Below are 15,048 nucleotides of genomic sequence, written 5' to 3'. Positions count from 1 at the left end.
CGCGGGGCGAACACCTTGCGTTAACCGCCGGCCGCGAAGCATGGCCCGCACACCCCCGCGATCGTCGGGGGTTCAACGACGCGCGCGTGCGCTCGCCGCCACGGAGGCCCGGAATGACCGACCCCATCGACAACGCCCGTCCCGACTGGGACCGGGAGCTGGTCGACATCGTCGACTACGTGCGCGACGCGCACATCGACAGCGAACTTGCCTGGCAGACCGCGCGCCACATCCTGATCGACTCGCTCGGCTGCGGGCTGGAGGCGCTGGCGTACCCGGCCTGCACCCGGCTGCTCGGGCCGATCGTGCCGGGCGCCACGGTGCCGCACGGCGCACGCGTACCGGGCACGCAGCTGCAGCTCGACCCGGTGCAGGCGGCGTTCTGCATCGGCGCGACGATCCGCTGGCTGGACTTCAACGACACCTGGCTGGCCGCGGAGTGGGGGCATCCGTCCGACAATCTCGGCGGCATCCTGGCCGTCGCCGACTGGCTCAGCCGCGACGCGGCGGCGGCGGGCAGGCCGCCGCTGCCGATGCGGCGGGTGCTGGAGGCGATCGTCAAGGCGCACGAGATCCAGGGCGTGATCGCGCTGCAGAACGCCTTCAACCGGGTCGGGCTGGACCACGTGGTGCTGGTGAAGGTGGCCTCGACCGCGGTGGTCTCGTGGCTGCTCGGCCTGGACCGCGCGCAGATGCTGGCGGCGCTGTCGCTGGCCTGGGTGGACGGACAGAGCCTGCGCACCTACCGCCACGCGCCCAACACCGGCTCGCGCAAGAGCTGGGCGGCGGGCGACGCCACCAGCCGCGCGGTGCGCCTGGCGCTGATCGCGGGCAGCGGCGAGATGGGCTATCCCTCGGCGCTGACCGCCAGGACCTGGGGCTTCTACGACGTGTCCTTCGGCGGCAGGCCGTTCGTGTTCCAGCGCCCGTACGGCAGCTACGTGGCCGAGAACGTGCTGTTCAAGGTCAGCTTCCCGGCCGAATTCCACGGCCAGACCGCGGTCGAGGCGGCGATGCTGCTGCATGACCGGCTGGCCGCACTGGGCCGCAGCGTGCAGGACATTGGGCAGATCACCATCCGCACCCACGAGGCCTGCCTGCGCATCATCGACAAGCAGGGGCCGCTGGACAATCCGGCCGATCGCGACCACTGCATCCAGTACATGGTCGCGGTGGCGCTGGTGTTCGGCCGCCTGACTGCCGCCGACTACGAGGATGCGGTCGCCGCCGACCCGCGCATCGACGCGCTGCGCGCGAAGATCGCCTGCGTCGAGGATCCGCAGTTCACCCGCGATTACCACGATCCGGACAAGCGCAGTATCGCGAATGCGCTGACGGTCGAGTTCGACGACGGCGTCGTGCTCGATGAGGTACTGGTCGAGTATCCGCTCGGCCACCGGCGACGGCGCGCGGAGGGCATTCCGCTGCTGGAGGCCAAGTTCCGCGACAGCCTGGACAGGCGCTTTCCGGCGGCGCGGCAGCAAGCGATCCTGGACGCCTCGTTCGACCACGCCGCGCTGCTGGCGATGCCGGTGCACGAGTACATCGACCTGTACGTGGCATAGGACCTGGCGCTCGCACGCGGGGGTCAGGGACGGCATGCGCTGCCTGTGTGGAAGTGCCGGGTCAGGCGATAGGCGGGGCTGAAGCGTAGGTCGCCGCCTCGACAGACCCCTTCCTGTGTCAGTCCCGCGCCGCGCCAAACCTTTCGCCGAAGAAGTCCCCCGGCTTCCAGCGCGGCCGCTGCGCTGCATCGCCGACGAGCTGCCCGATGCGCGCATTGAGTCGCGCCATGCGTGCCGCGTCGCCATACTGGATCGGCAGGTCGATCTGGTCGCAGGGCTGGTGGTAGCAGTTGCGCAGGAACCAGGTCGTCGCCAGCTTCGGGTCCTGGTCGGGATTGGCGCCGACCACGCCGCCCATCAGGTAGACGGCGGGAATCCCGGCGCGCACGAACGCGTACTGGTCGCTGCGCACGAACACCACTTCCTCCGGGAACGGGTCGGGCGACAGCGCCACGCCGATCTCCTCCGCCGCCGCCTGCAGCACGGCATCGAGCGTGGAATGCGCCACGCCGACCGGCACCACGTCGGTGGTGGGCGCGGTGAGCACCGGCATGTCGAGGTTGATGTTGGCCACCAGGCTGCCGTCGACCGATGGATGGCGCGCGAACCATTCCGCGCCCAGCAGGCCTTTTTCCTCGGCGGTCAGCGCGACGAACAGCAGCGAGCGCTTCGGCGCCGGCGCGGCCGCGAACTCGCGCGCGGCCTCCAGCATGATCGCCACGCCCAGCGCGTTGTCGAGCGCGCCGTTGTATATCGTGTCTCCATCGACCGCCGCGCCGGCGCCGATGTGGTCCAGGTGCGCGGTGTAGACGACATGCTCGGCCGCCAGCGCCGGATCGCTGCCGGCGATGCGGCCAACCACGTTGGACGATTGCACCGGCTCGATCCGGCTGCGGCCGGCCAGGCGCAGCGTGCCGGGCAGGGCGAAGCCCTTGAGCTCGCCCGCGCGTGCGGCATCGAACAGCTGCGCGGCGCTGCGGTCGCTGCCTTCGAACAGCGCGTCCGCCGCCGCCGCGCTGACCACCGCCGTCGCGCGCAGCTGCGGCCATGTGTCGATGCCGCGCCCGTCCGCATCGCGCAGGCGCATCGCCGGCCTGTCGATGTTCTGCACCGCGCGCGACCACGGGGAGCGCACCTCGTCATCGGCGGTGTTGACGAACACCGCGCCCACCGCGCCGCGCGCGACCACGTTGCGAAGCTTCTCGCGCTGCGACGAATGGAACGCGCGCTGGGTGTCGCCAAAGGTGCCCGGCGCGCCGCCGAACATCACCGCGATCCGGCCATCAAGGTCGAGCCCGGCGAAATCGTCATGGCCCAGCTCCGGCGCGTGCACGGCCTGGCCGACAAACACCGCCGGCGCCTCGAGCGAGGATTCGGGGCGGTTGAAGTTCACCCCGGGCAGGAACTGGTCACGGAACGCCAGCGCGGTGACGCGGCCATCGCGCTCGATCTCCAGGCGCGCGCCATCGCTGAGCAGGGTGGCCTGCAGCAGCGGCACGGCCTGGAACCAGCCGCCGTCGTCGCCAGCTGGCAGCAGGCCGGTCTCCGCGTAGCGGGCGGCCACGTAGTCGGCCGCGCGGTCGTAGCCGGCCGTGCCGGTTTCCCGGCCCTCCATGGCGTCGTCGGCGAGGGCGACGACATCGGCTTCGATGCGCTGGCCGGCGGCGGTCTCGTTGGGCGGTTTTGGCGTGGCCGGCGGCGCAGGGGTGGCCGCGTCGTCGGCGGGCGGCGACGGCGCCCGCTGGCAGGCGGCGCAGGCGATGCAGATCGACAACAGCAGGGTCGCGGTGTGACGAAGGGACATGCAGGGACTCCGGAGGCTGGGCGGACGCTAGCATCGGGCTGCGGCGGGGGACAACCGGGTGGTGCGGCGGCCGGACCGGGATCTCTCCCTTCGGTCGAGATGACAAGGTCTGCCGAAACGGCAGGTTCTGTCGAGATGGCAGGTTCCGTCGAAACGGCAAGTTCAGCCGAAATGACAAATTCAGTCGAAATGACAGATTCGCGGTCGATGACCTTGTTCTGGCCTGCTGTCATGTCGACCGCAGGGAGACATCTTCTCTGCCCCGCAACGAAGCCGCCTCTATGATGGCGCGGATGGCGGCTTGACCATGGTCAATGCCGTCCACCGCCACGGCGGCCACCCTTGCAGCCATGAGTGGCCACCGCACATGCGCCGTCGCCCGCGCACAGTGGCGATGGCCCTTTTTCCGGACATCGACCTGTGAGGTGACGACATGGACAAGACTTCCAATCTCCCGATGGCGCTGTGGAAGGCCAACCTGGACCTGCAGACGCGGCTCGGCCGCCTGCTGCAGGAGGGCGGCCAGCAGTGGCTGGAACAAGGCACGCGCGCGGCCGGCGAGAGCGCCGCGGAATTCCAGGCGCAGGCGAGCAAGCTGCTGCAGGCCGGCGACTGGCAGGCGCTGGCGGCGCTGCCCATGGAAACCTTCTGGCGCCAGGCCGGGCAGCCCGTGGGCGATGGCAAGGCGGCCGCGCAGGCATCGCTGCAGGCCCAGGAAGGCTTCGTCGGCGGCCTGACCGAGGCGCTGCAGGAATGGCAGCGGGACCTGGCCAAGGCCTGGGCCGTGGCCGGGATCGACGCCGGCGCCGTGCCCGGCATCCCCGGATCCTGGGACACGATGCTGTCGAACCTGGAGCAGGGCATCGCGGCCATGATGCCGGCCGGAACCGGCAAGACGGGTCCGCGCAAGCGTAGTGGCTGAGCCCGCGCGGGCTGCGTCGAAGGGCGACGCGGCGGTCCATGGCAGGATCGACGGTCACGCAAGGGGAGTTCCCGCATGACCGCATCCATCGCCGAGGCCAGCCTGTTGCTGGCCACCGACCTGTCGCCGCGCTGCGACCGCGCCACCGACCGCGCCATCGCGCTGGCGCGCGGTGGCCGCGGACGCGCCGTCGCCGCCACGGTGGTGGAACCGTTCGAGCGCTCCGAACGCAACGTGCCGCGCCACGACCTGCCCGGCTGGTACAACGAGCCGACCGACGCGCAGCTTGCGCGCGGCCGCCTGGAGCGCGAGTTCGCTTCCGGTGTGCGCCCCTGGGAAGTGAGCGTCGGCGAAGGTGCGGCCGGCGAACACGTGGCGAACCTGCTCGACGCGATGGGCGAGGCGCTGGTGGTCACCGGCCCGGTGCGCAGCGGCGCGATGGGGCCGGCGGTGCTGGGCTCGACCATCGACCGCCTGCTGCGCCGCCCCGGCACGACCGTGCTGATGGTCAACGAGCGCGTGCATCGGCCCTACCGCCGGCTGCTGCTGGCCAGCGATTTTTCCGACGCCTGCCGGGTCGCGCTGCAGCGTGCCCGCGCGCTGTTTCCGGGCGCGGACATGACCGTGCTGCACGGTTACGGCGTGCCGATGCTGGGCCTGCTCGACACCACCCGCGACCAGGCCCTGGCCGACACCCGCACCCAGCTGCGCGAGGAAGGCCGCGCCTTCCTGCGCGAGGCCGGCCTCGACGACGGTGTCGAGCTGCTGGTCGAGCACGGCGACCCGGCGCGGCTGGTGCAGCAGTACGTCGACAGCATCGGCGCCGACCTGGTGGTGCTGGGCAGCCACGGCCGCGGCGCGATCCACGAGCTGGTGGTGGGTAGCGTCGCGCGGCGGATGCTGACCACGGTCAGCGCGGACATGCTGGTGGTACGGGAATGACGTGACATGCCGTCTCGCCAAGCTCTCCACACCATCGCCCCACGCCCCTCCCCATGATGTCCCGCATGAAACCTGACCACGACCTCCGCATCCTCCGCAACCGCATCTTCGACGAGCTCGCCGTTGGCGACACCGCCAGCATCGAGCGCACGCTCGCGCAGCAGGACATCCAGCTGTTCGCGGTGATGTCTGGGGACGTCAATCCCACCCACATCGACCCCGACTTCGCCGCATCCACCCGCCACAGCGGCGTGATCGCGCACGGCATGTGGGGCGGCGCGCTGATCTCGGCGGTGCTGGGCACGCGCCTGCCCGGCCCGGGTACGGTCTACCTCGGTCAGACCCTGCGCTTCCTGGCGCCGGTCAAGCTGGGCGACAAGCTCACCGTGCAGGTCACGGTGACGGCACTGGAGCCGGAGACGCGCTGCGTCACCCTGGCCTGCACCTGCACCAATCAGGCCGGCAAGCGGGTGATCGAAGGCGAGGCCCAGGTGATCGCGCCCGACGAGCGCATCGAGCGCGCGCGCACCGCGCTGCCGGAGATCCGCCTCGACGTTGCCGGCAACGATGGCCTTGAAAGACTGCTGGCGCACGTCGCGCCGCTGGAGCCGATCCGTGTGGCGGTGGTGCATCCCTGCGACGCGCTGAGCCTGGCGGGCGCGATCGATGCGCGCGATGCCGGCCTGATCGTACCGGTGCTGGTGGCGCCGCGCGCGCGCCTGCAGGCCGCGGCCGATGAGGCCGGCATCGACCTGTCGGGCCTGGAAATCGAGGACGTGCCGCACAGCCACGCCGCCGCAGCGCGCGCGGCCGAGCTTGCGCGCGAGGGCAAGGTCGAGGCGTTGATGAAGGGCAGCCTGCACACCGACGAGCTGATGATGGCGGTGGTGTCTTCGGCCTCGGGACTGCGCACGAAGCGCCGCGTCAGCCACTGCTTCGTGCTGCAGACGCCGCACTACCCGCGCCCGTTCATCGTCACCGATGCGGCGATCAATCTCGCGCCTGACCTCGCGCAGAAGGCCGACATCGTGCGCAACGCGATCGAGCTGGCGCACGTGATCGGCGTGGCGAATCCAAAGGTCGCGATCCTGGCCGCAGTCGAGACCGTGACCCCGACCATGCCGGCCACGCTGGACGCCGCCGCGTTGTGCAAGATGGCCGACCGCGGCCAGATCGAGGGCGGCGTGCTCGACGGCCCGCTGGCCTTCGACAACGCCGTCTCCATCGCCGCCGCGCGCACCAAGGGCATCGTGTCCGAGGTCGCGGGCCAGGCCGACATCCTGGTGGTGCCGGACCTGGAAAGCGGCAACATGCTGGCCAAGCAGATCATGTACATGGGCGATGCGGCCAGCGCCGGCATCGTGATGGGCGCCAAGGTGCCGGTGGTGCTGACCAGCCGCGCCGACTCGCGCGAATCGCGCCTGGCCTCGTGCGCGATCGCGCTGATGCTGGCGCACCGCTACCGCGACAGTCCGCCGTGAGGTGCCAGCGGGCATCGACCCGCCCCGACAGCGACTTGGCGCCCAGTGTGTCAGCCCGATCGCACTCCAGCCTGTCATCTGGACCGTTTCCCAGCCTGTCATCTCGACCGAAGGGAGAGATCTCGGGCCGGACAAACAGATCTCTCCCTGCGGTCGAGATGACAGCGTGTCGCGATGTCGTCCTCCCCAACGCTGCCGGCGCATTGTTGCGGAATGACGCCGTGCCGGGCGGCACGAAGCGACGCATGTTCGGCGTCGGGCGAGCCCGTGCCTTGACTCTAGACCCGGGTCCAGGGTGCAGACTGGCGTCCCGCATCGGAGATCGGCCATGACCAGCATGAGCATCGGCCAAGTCGCACAGCAGGCCGGCGTCGCCATCGACACCGTGCGCTACTACGAGCGCAGCGCGCTGCTGTCGCCGGCCGGGCGCCTCGCCTCGGGCTACCGCCGCTACGGACCCACCGAGCTCAAGCGACTGCGCTTCATCCGCCGCGCCAAGGCGCTGGGGTTCTCGCTGGAGGACATCCGCGAACTGCTCGCGCTGGGCGAGGGTTGCATCGACCCGTCTCGACCGTCTCCCAGCCTGTCATCTCGACCGCAGAGAGATATCTCCGGCCGGACAAACAGATCTCTCCCTGCGGTCGAGATGACAGAACAGAGCGCGATGACAGAACAGAGCGGGATGACAGAACAGAGCGCGACGACAATACAGAGTGAGATGACAAAGCGCAGCGCGGCAAAGACGACAGCACAGAGCGATGTCGCGGCCGTCAAACGCGCGGCACAGCGGCGCCTCGACGACGTCGAAGCGCGCATCGCAGAACTCGAGCGCATGCGCGACGGCCTCCGCACGCTGGTCGCCGCCTGTCCCGGGCACGGCCGTGCAGACGCCTGCCCGATCCTCAATGCGCTGGCAGGGGACGAACCGGCATGAGCGACACGACACGGCCCACGGACACCAGCGCGAACGCGGCGCTGCACGACCCCGTCTGCGGCATGACGGTGAAACCCGACTCCCCGCACCGCATCGAACACGCCGGCCGCACCTGGCGCTTCTGCAGCGCGCGCTGCGCGGAGAAGTTTGCCGCCGATCCGGCACGTTACGACGGCAGCACACCGCCACCGGACGCCGGCCACGAAGACCCCGCGCCTCCGGGCACCATGTACTTCTGCCCGATGGATCCCGAGATCCGCCAGGACCATCCCGGCATCTGCCCCAAGTGCGGCATGGCGCTGGAGCCTGAGATCCCGAGCCTGGAAGAGGGCGACAACCCCGAGCTGCGCGACTTCTCGCGCCGCTTCTGGTGGACGCTGCCGTTCACCGCGATCGTGTTCGTGCTGGGCATGTTTGGCCACCAGCTGCGGCTGATGGACATGGCCACGCAGAGCTGGGTGGAGCTGGTGCTGTCCACGCCAGTGGTGCTGTGGGCCGGCGCGCCGTTCTTCGTGCGCGGCTGGCAGTCGATCCGCAACGCCAGCCCCAACATGTGGACGCTGATCTCGCTGGGCACCGGCGCGGCCTATGCCTACAGCGTGGTCGCGACCGTTGCGCCAGGCGTGTTCCCGGACTCGTTCGCGTCGATGGGCCGGGTGTCGGTGTACTTCGAAGCCGCGGCGGTGATCGTCTCGCTCACCCTGTTCGGCCAGCTGCTCGAACTGAAAGCACGCGCGCAGACCTCGGCCGCGATCCGCTCGCTGCTGGGCCTGGCGCCCAAGACCGCGCGGCGGCTGCGCGACGACGGCGGCGAGGAGGACGTACCGCTCGAACACGTGCACGTCGGCGACCGCCTGCGCGTGCGCCCCGGCGAGAAGGTGCCGGTCGACGCGCTGGTGCTCGAAGGCGGCAGCGCGGTCGACGAGTCGATGCTCACCGGCGAGCCGCTGCCGGTACGCAAGGGCCCGGGTGACCGCGTGATCGGCGCCACCCTCAACACCTCCGGCGCGCTGGTGGTGCAGGCCGAACGCGTGGGATCGCAGACCCTGCTTGCGCGCATCGTGCAGATGGTGGCGCAGGCGCAGCGTTCGAAGGCGCCGATGCAGCGCCTGGCCGACGTGGTCGCCGGCCGCTTCGTGGTCGGCGTGGTCGCGGTGGCGGTCATCGCGTTCTTCGCCTGGGGACTGTTCGGCCCGGAGCCGGGCTGGGTGTATGGCCTGATCAACGCGGTCGCGGTGCTGATCATCGCCTGCCCCTGCGCACTGGGCCTGGCCACGCCGATGTCGGTGATGGTTGCCACCGGTCGCGGCGCCACGCTGGGCGTGCTGTTCCGCGACGCCGCGGCGATCGAGCGGCTGCGCGATGTGGACACGCTGATCGTCGACAAGACCGGCACCCTCACCGAAGGCCGCCCGGCCTTCAACGAGGCATTCGCGGCCGAAGGCTTCGACGCCGACACCGTGCTGCGCCTGGCCGCCAGCCTCGACCAGGGCAGCGAACATCCGCTGGCCGATGCGATCGTGGCCGCGGCGCGCGAACGCGGCATCGCGCTGTCGCCGGTCGAAGGTTTCGAATCGACCTCGGGCATCGGCGTGCGCGGGCAGGTCGAAGGCCATGAGCTCGCACTCGGCAATACCGCATTGATGCGCGACACCGGCGTTGATCCGTCGCCGCTGGCCGCACGCGCGGAGGCGCTGCGCGGGCAGGGCGCCAGCGTCATGCATCTGGCGGTGGACGGCGCGCTGGCCGGGCTGCTGGCGGTGTCCGATCCGATCAAGGCCAGCACGCCCGAGGCCATCGCCGGCCTGCATGCGGCCGGCCTGCGCATCGTGATGGCCACCGGCGACGGCCTGACCACCGCGCATGCGGTGGCCGCCGCGCTCGGCATCGACGAGGTGCACGGCGAGGTGCGCCCCGAGGACAAGCTCGCCCTGGTCGAGGCGCTGCAGGCGCAGGGCCGGGTGGTGGCGATGGCCGGCGACGGCATCAACGACGCGCCCGCACTGGCGCGCGCCGATGTCGGCATCGCCATGGGCACCGGCACCGACGTGGCCATGGACAGCGCGCAGGTCACCCTGGTCAAGGGCGACCTGCGCGGCATCGCAACCGCGCGCGCGTTGTCGCAGGCCACCGTGTCCAACATGCGCCAGAACCTGCTGTTCGCCCTGGTCTACAACGCGCTGGGCGTGCCGATCGCCGCCGGCGTGCTGTATCCGTTCACCGGGCTGCTGCTGTCGCCGATGATCGCGGCCGTGGCGATGAGCTTCAGCTCGGCCTCGGTGGTGTTCAATGCGCTGCGCCTGCGCGGCCGACGCCTCACACTCCCTGCGCCACAGGAACCCCCTGCATGAGCCCGCGCCACGCCGACCGCTATCCCACCCGCGGCGACCTGGTGCTGGTGCTCAACTGCGGCTCGTCGAGCATCAAGTTCGCGCTGTTCGACGCCGGCCAGGATCCGCTGCCGCGCACACCGGCGTGGAACGGAAAGGTGCAGGGCATTGGCGGGCCCGCGCCGACCTACGGCGAAACCGGCATCGAAGCTGGGCCGCTGTCGCTGGACGCGGCGCATCCCTACCTCTCTGCGCTGCAGCGCATCCGCGAAGGCGTGGTTGCGCGCCTGGGCGGACGGCGGCTGGCGGCAGTCACGCATCGCGTGGTGCATGGCGGCAGCCGCTACGCCGCGCCGGTGCGCATCGATGCCGGCGTGCTTGCCGAACTGAAGGGCTACATCCCGCTGGCGCCGCTGCACCAGCCCTTCGCGCTGGAAGCCATCGAGATCCTGCTGCACGAGCGCCCCGACATTCCGCAGGTCGCCTGCTTCGATACCGGCTTCCACCACACCCTGCCGGACGTGGAGAAGATCCTCCCGCTGCCCTGGGATGCCTGGCAGCGCGGCCTGCGCCGCTACGGCTTCCATGGGCTGTCCTACGAATACATGGCCACCGCCCTGCCCGAGCGCCACGGCGACCTCGCGCGTGGCCGCACCGTCGTCGCGCACCTGGGCAGCGGCGCCAGCCTGTGCGCGATGCAGGGCCTGCAAAGCGTGGCCACCACCATGGGCTTCTCCGCGCTCGACGGGCTGATGATGGGCACCCGCACCGGCGCGCTCGATCCGGGCGCGCTGCTGTACCTGATGGAGATCGAGAAGCTCTCGCTGGAGGAGGTGGGCCAGATGCTTTACCACCGCTCCGGCCTGCTCGGCGTGTCGGGCATCTCGTCCGAACCGCGCGTGATCGTGCGCCACGAAGCCGACGCAGGCGAAACCGGCGAGCGCGCGCGCCTGGCCCTGGACCTGTACGTGCGCCGCATCGTGCGCGAGACCGCCGCGATGGCCGCGGTACTGGGCGGACTCGACCTGCTGGTGTTCACCGCCGGCGTCGGCGAGCACAACGCCTTCGTGCGCGAACGCGTGTGCCGCGACCTCGCCTTCCTCGGCGTTGCGCTGGATCAAGGCGCCAATGACGCGAACGCGCCGATCATCTCCAGCGACGGCAGCCGCGTGCGCGTGGGCGTGGAGCCAACCAACGAGGAGTGGGTGGCGGCGCGCGATGCGCTGCGGGTGCTGGGTTGAGTGGTCGCAGCCGAGTTCGTGCCGGTCGCCGAGAGACGCATGGCCGCCTCGACGCGACTCTGACCACGGGCAGCGACCGCCAGCAGACGCAAGCGCGTGACCGGCACACCCCCGAGCGCACGGATCGTACACGCCAGAGCTAGGGATATGCCCCGGACATCCAATGCAGATGCCACCGCCTGTGCGTGAACTGCCGTGTTTCTGATGCGACTGAGATCGAACGCCGTTCAATGGGCGCAGCAGCATATCCGCGCCGCCGTCACAGATACGCCGGCGCCCATGCCGCCATATCCAATTGAATCGGCCTCCTTGCGGGCATATCACGGGAAGCCCCGAAGGCGAACGACAGTCCCTACTCGCCTAAGCCAATGATTCCCGGAAAGTAACTCGATTGACTCAAACATCTGGCCAGCGCAAAGTCGGCGCTACGCCCCGCGGAGGGGCCTACTCGTTGTTAGGCAGAAAAGAGCACTGCCCCGTCGCCTCGGGGAGAAGCCTGACACGAGAAAGCGTACTTGCCTGATTGACCCCATCGGCCCAGCGCTCAGAATCAACCAAGCGCTCCGTCTGGTCGGACAACGGAGTTGGTCCGGCCAGACGGAGCGCTTGGTTGGTTGAAGCGGACCCACATGGTCGCTGCGGTCACTTTCCTTTGAGATCAACGAGTCCCGCGTGTCGTGGAGGGCAGTGCTCTTTCTCCCTAACTAGTCGTTCAAGCCGACACCGCCCAGGCCGGCGCGCCCTCGTCCAGATCGTGGTAGAAATCGCTTCGGAAGGAGCCGCGAGCGGCGCGGCTTAACTCAGGTTGTTAGGCCCCATGAATCGTGACCTCGATCTAGTGCGCGAGTTGCTGCTCCACTTTGAGTCATCCTCCGATGACTCGCCCGGAGTACCAACAGTAGCGGGCCACTCCGAGCTAGAGGTCAACTACCACCTGATCCTCATGTTTGAGGCGGGTCTGATTCGGGCGGAGCCACAAACAAGTCAAACTGGTCGTGTCATTCGCGTCCTACCCTTTAGCCTCACTTGGCAGGGACACGAGTTCCTAGATACAGCCCGAGACAAAACGAATTGGAATGCCGTGAAGGGGCAAGTGTCCTCCAAGGCTGGTACCGTTTCGTTCGAGATCCTTAAGGCACTACTTATTGCCTATGCAAAAGACAAGGTCGGGCTGTAGGCTGGGGCCTAACAATTCATTCAAGCCGACGCCGCTTCGCGGCGCGGCTTAATTCAGGCGTTAGGCGCTGGGAGGAAGTATGTCGCGGCTTAGAGTTGCGTTGATAGCATCGCTACTGTTGCTCGTGGCATCGAATGCGCTCTGGGCTATTCGGCTCGCCCGAGAGCCAGCGCCTGAGCTACCTACATCCTACGGATGCACGGAGTTCGAGCAATACGTTGAGCTTCGGGAAGAGCTGGTGCAACCTCTCGCGGCTGCAATCAACTCGTCGCTGAAGCCTGGTGCGACCAGGGAGAGCATCCTTGCTGCCGCGACGGATGCGTCCACGCGGTCCGAGCTTCTCACCTGTGTCATAGATTCGGACTCAAATATCGGTGTGCCTGCCACCGGCTTGCGTTTCGAGGGCGATAGGCTGGTAGCGGTTAGCACTCAGTATTGCGAGCAGTACAGGCCCTAGCGCCTAACCATTCATTCAAGCCGACGCCACTTCGTGGCGCGGCTTAATTCAAGTGTTAGGCGGCTATGCAGGAGAATCGCATGCGAGGGCCACAGTACTTGATCGCGCACGCCTGCTTTGACTGCCGCAAGAGCTTCAAAGTGGCGCCGCGTCCAGACTACGCTGCAACCTGCCCCGGCTGCGGGGGCACCATGCATGAGATGGGACGCTCCTTCAAAGCGCCGGCCGCAAAGGACTTGGAGCAATGGGCAAAGGTGCAGGCGCTATTCGTTGCCGGCTTTCGCTTCTTTAGCTACCGCAGCACCTCCGGGCCGCCCCTTCCTGCCAAACTTGCAGAAGTTGACGCCTTCGTCCGCGACAATCCGGCGCATCCACTACGGGTGGCGCCGCCTAACAATTCGTTCAAGCCGAACCCGCTTCGCGGGTCGGCTTAACTCAAGCGTTAGGCCTTGTTTTCTGCACTGTCGTAGCCAAGCTTCGGGCGACCTGAGCATCCCGCTCATCTGCGGCGTTTGCATCTCGCACACGCGGTGAAGGGCATCGGCAGTCCGGCCTGAAGTACCTCGGCTTCGGACGCGCGCGACTCTCCGCAAGGTTCGAGCCGCCGAGTCGGCTTCGGCGGTAGCGCGGTGAAGGTTCCTAGCCGCGCGAGCTGCCCGGATCAGCTCCGCCCGCGGCAATCGCCGGCCCAAGCTGCCCGCCAAAACTTGTTGTACTGTTCGGCTCAGGGGTTGGGCTGTCGCGGGGTCGGGCGCAAGTTCGGCGTGCGGCGGCCTAACAAGTCGTTCAAGCCGAAGCCGCTTCGTTACGCAAATCACATGGCAGATAAAGCTTGCCATGTGCTTCGCTTCACTGCGCGTCTCGGCTTAACTCTGGCGTTAGGCAGAAAAGAGCACTGCCCCGTCGCCTCGGGGAGAAGCCTGACACGAGAAAGCGTACTTGCCTGATTGACCCCATCGGCCCAGCGCTCAGAATCAACCAAGCGCTCCGTCTGGTCGGACAACGGAGTTGGTCCGGCCAGACGGAGCGCTTGGTTGGTTGAAGCGGACCCACATGGTCGCTGCGGTCACTTTCCTTTGAGATCAACGAGTCCCGCGTGTCGTGGAGGGCAGTGCTCTTTCTCCCTAACTAGTCGTTCAAGCCGACACCGCCCAGGCCGGCGCGCCCTCGTCCAGATCGTGGTAGAAATCGCTTCGGAAGGAGCCGCGAGCGGCGCGGCTTAACTCAGGTTGTTAGGCGGCACTGGAATGATCACGGGATCTGAAACAGTCACATCGGTCTTCGGCTACTGGCCGGAGTTCGCTGATGCTCGAGTGCTGTCGTTCGGCTTCTCGGCCGAGGGCGCCGTTTCTCTCGTCCTCTCGTACATCGACGCCTCTGCCAGCAACGGCGCCGAGGTGTCTTTGTCATTCTCCGGCGTCCGTGAGCTCGAGCTCGGCACCCTCGCCTCAGAGAACGTCTTGGACTGCCTCACTGTTACGCCCGGAGACCCAATGATGGTTACGCTAGAGCCCTGCATCGGGCTCGGCGGAAGCTTCACATGCACGGCGGCTACCGTGACGGGAGTGTCGCCTAACAATTCGTCCAAGCCGACGCCGCTTCGCGGCGCGGCTTAACTCAGGTGCTAGGCCTCAGTGGAAGAGTTCATGCAATCTGTTGCAGACAGCGGTGCAAATCAAGAATGGCTACTGCTCCGCTCACTGACGGACGGGAAGCCTCGCTTTGTTGGCGTTATTCCGGAATTACCGCCCGCTGAGGTCAGAGCTGCGTTTCCGGAGAGGATCACAATTGTCGTTGCGTACGAGGCTGACTCCAACGGTCTGCCGGTTTACTCCGATGACCTGGAGGCTCTGAACGGCTTGGAGGAGGACATCCGGGCTTGGGACACAGAGAGAAACGTGTTTCTCAATGCGGCTCGGAGTACCGGACTTGGGGAGCGTCGCTGGATCTTGTACGCGTCGGATGTAGACACTATGGAATCCTTAGTCCCAGAGAACGACTTCATGGACATTTCTGCAGAGCATGATCCGGACTGGGCAGAAGTTTCGGCGATTCTTGCTGGGGTGCGGAGTGAGGCCTAACAATTCATTCAAGCCGAACCGGCACTTCCTTCGCTTTAGTGGACACCCTGACCTAACGAATCAGGAGATGCTCCCATGCCGAAACCAGGCCCACGTACGACCCCGCGTTACAGC

Annotated in this window: 11 protein-coding genes and 1 pseudogene; 11 read left to right on the top strand and 1 reads right to left on the bottom strand. The window is 68.0% G+C overall.

Annotated elements, in window-relative coordinates; genetic code table 11:
• Positions 1-113 precede the first annotated feature (113 nt).
• Entirely contained in the window at positions 114-1,565 is a 1,452-nt protein-coding gene (locus ACW5DW_RS16830; protein ID WP_457020456.1) for a bifunctional 2-methylcitrate dehydratase/aconitate hydratase, read from the top strand.
• Between the two features lie 118 nt (positions 1,566-1,683).
• On the opposite strand, the gene ACW5DW_RS16825 is transcribed toward ACW5DW_RS16830, so the two are convergent.
• A complete protein-coding gene (locus ACW5DW_RS16825) occupies positions 1,684-3,369 on the bottom strand; it encodes a M28 family metallopeptidase (RefSeq protein WP_457020455.1) in 1,686 nt (561 codons plus the stop codon).
• Between the two features lie 433 nt (positions 3,370-3,802).
• On the opposite strand from ACW5DW_RS16825, the gene ACW5DW_RS16820 reads away from it, so the two are divergent.
• From ACW5DW_RS16820 to ACW5DW_RS16775, 10 genes and pseudogenes are all read left to right on the top strand, one after another.
• Positions 3,803-4,291: a phasin family protein gene (locus ACW5DW_RS16820; protein WP_457020454.1), complete on the top strand. Its 489-nt coding sequence runs from the start codon at positions 3,803-3,805 to the stop codon at positions 4,289-4,291.
• 75 nt (positions 4,292-4,366) lie between these two features.
• A complete protein-coding gene (locus ACW5DW_RS16815) occupies positions 4,367-5,233 on the top strand; it encodes a universal stress protein (protein ID WP_457020453.1) in 867 nt (288 codons plus the stop codon).
• 65 nt (positions 5,234-5,298) lie between these two features.
• Positions 5,299-6,714: a bifunctional enoyl-CoA hydratase/phosphate acetyltransferase gene (locus ACW5DW_RS16810; protein WP_457020452.1), complete on the top strand. Its 1,416-nt coding sequence runs from the start codon at positions 5,299-5,301 to the stop codon at positions 6,712-6,714.
• 337 nt (positions 6,715-7,051) lie between these two features.
• Positions 7,052-7,264 (top strand): annotated as a pseudogene (locus ACW5DW_RS16805) (MerR family transcriptional regulator); the annotation flags it as partial.
• Between the two features lie 380 nt (positions 7,265-7,644).
• Positions 7,645-9,999, top strand: coding sequence for a heavy metal translocating P-type ATPase (locus tag ACW5DW_RS16800; protein ID WP_457020451.1), 2,355 nt, complete (start codon positions 7,645-7,647; stop codon positions 9,997-9,999).
• Positions 9,996-11,219: an acetate/propionate family kinase gene (locus tag ACW5DW_RS16795; RefSeq protein ID WP_457020450.1), complete on the top strand. Its 1,224-nt coding sequence runs from the start codon at positions 9,996-9,998 to the stop codon at positions 11,217-11,219. Before ACW5DW_RS16800 ends, ACW5DW_RS16795 begins: the two co-directional genes overlap by 4 nt.
• An 817-nt stretch (positions 11,220-12,036) precedes the next feature.
• Positions 12,037-12,396, top strand: coding sequence for a DUF2513 domain-containing protein (locus tag ACW5DW_RS16790; RefSeq protein WP_457020449.1), 360 nt, complete (start codon positions 12,037-12,039; stop codon positions 12,394-12,396).
• 537 nt (positions 12,397-12,933) lie between these two features.
• Positions 12,934-13,287 (top strand): hypothetical protein, encoded by a 354-nt coding sequence (locus tag ACW5DW_RS16785; protein WP_457020448.1) that lies wholly within the window; start codon positions 12,934-12,936, stop codon positions 13,285-13,287.
• A gap of 813 nt (positions 13,288-14,100) precedes the next feature.
• Entirely contained in the window at positions 14,101-14,469 is a 369-nt protein-coding gene (locus ACW5DW_RS16780) for an Imm50 family immunity protein (protein ID WP_457020447.1), read from the top strand.
• Between the two features lie 18 nt (positions 14,470-14,487).
• Positions 14,488-14,934, top strand: coding sequence for a DUF695 domain-containing protein (locus tag ACW5DW_RS16775; RefSeq protein ID WP_457020446.1), 447 nt, complete (start codon positions 14,488-14,490; stop codon positions 14,932-14,934).
• The last annotated feature ends 114 nt before the right edge of the window (positions 14,935-15,048 follow it).

The sequence above is a fragment of the Luteimonas sp. A482 genome (genome assembly GCF_054072655.1).
The sequence above is the reverse complement of the archived record's forward strand: the minus strand, read 5'-3'. Positions and strand labels throughout refer to the sequence as shown.

What these genes read in the sequence shown, in the direction of transcription:
- ACW5DW_RS16800 (WP_457020451.1), top strand. Translation starts at nt 7,645, where the DNA reads ATGAGCGACACGACACGGCCCACGGACACCAGCGCGAACGCGGCGCTG.
- ACW5DW_RS16780 (WP_457020447.1), top strand. Translation starts at nt 14,101, where the DNA reads ATGATCACGGGATCTGAAACAGTCACATCGGTCTTCGGCTACTGGCCG.
- ACW5DW_RS16825 (WP_457020455.1), bottom strand. Translation starts at nt 3,369, where the DNA reads ATGTCCCTTCGTCACACCGCGACCCTGCTGTTGTCGATCTGCATCGCC.
- ACW5DW_RS16820 (WP_457020454.1), top strand. Translation starts at nt 3,803, where the DNA reads ATGGACAAGACTTCCAATCTCCCGATGGCGCTGTGGAAGGCCAACCTG.
- ACW5DW_RS16830 (WP_457020456.1), top strand. Translation starts at nt 114, where the DNA reads ATGACCGACCCCATCGACAACGCCCGTCCCGACTGGGACCGGGAGCTG.
- ACW5DW_RS16795 (WP_457020450.1), top strand. Translation starts at nt 9,996, where the DNA reads ATGAGCCCGCGCCACGCCGACCGCTATCCCACCCGCGGCGACCTGGTG.
- ACW5DW_RS16785 (WP_457020448.1), top strand. Translation starts at nt 12,934, where the DNA reads ATGCGAGGGCCACAGTACTTGATCGCGCACGCCTGCTTTGACTGCCGC.
- ACW5DW_RS16790 (WP_457020449.1), top strand. Translation starts at nt 12,037, where the DNA reads ATGAATCGTGACCTCGATCTAGTGCGCGAGTTGCTGCTCCACTTTGAG.
- ACW5DW_RS16815 (WP_457020453.1), top strand. Translation starts at nt 4,367, where the DNA reads ATGACCGCATCCATCGCCGAGGCCAGCCTGTTGCTGGCCACCGACCTG.
- ACW5DW_RS16810 (WP_457020452.1), top strand. Translation starts at nt 5,299, where the DNA reads ATGAAACCTGACCACGACCTCCGCATCCTCCGCAACCGCATCTTCGAC.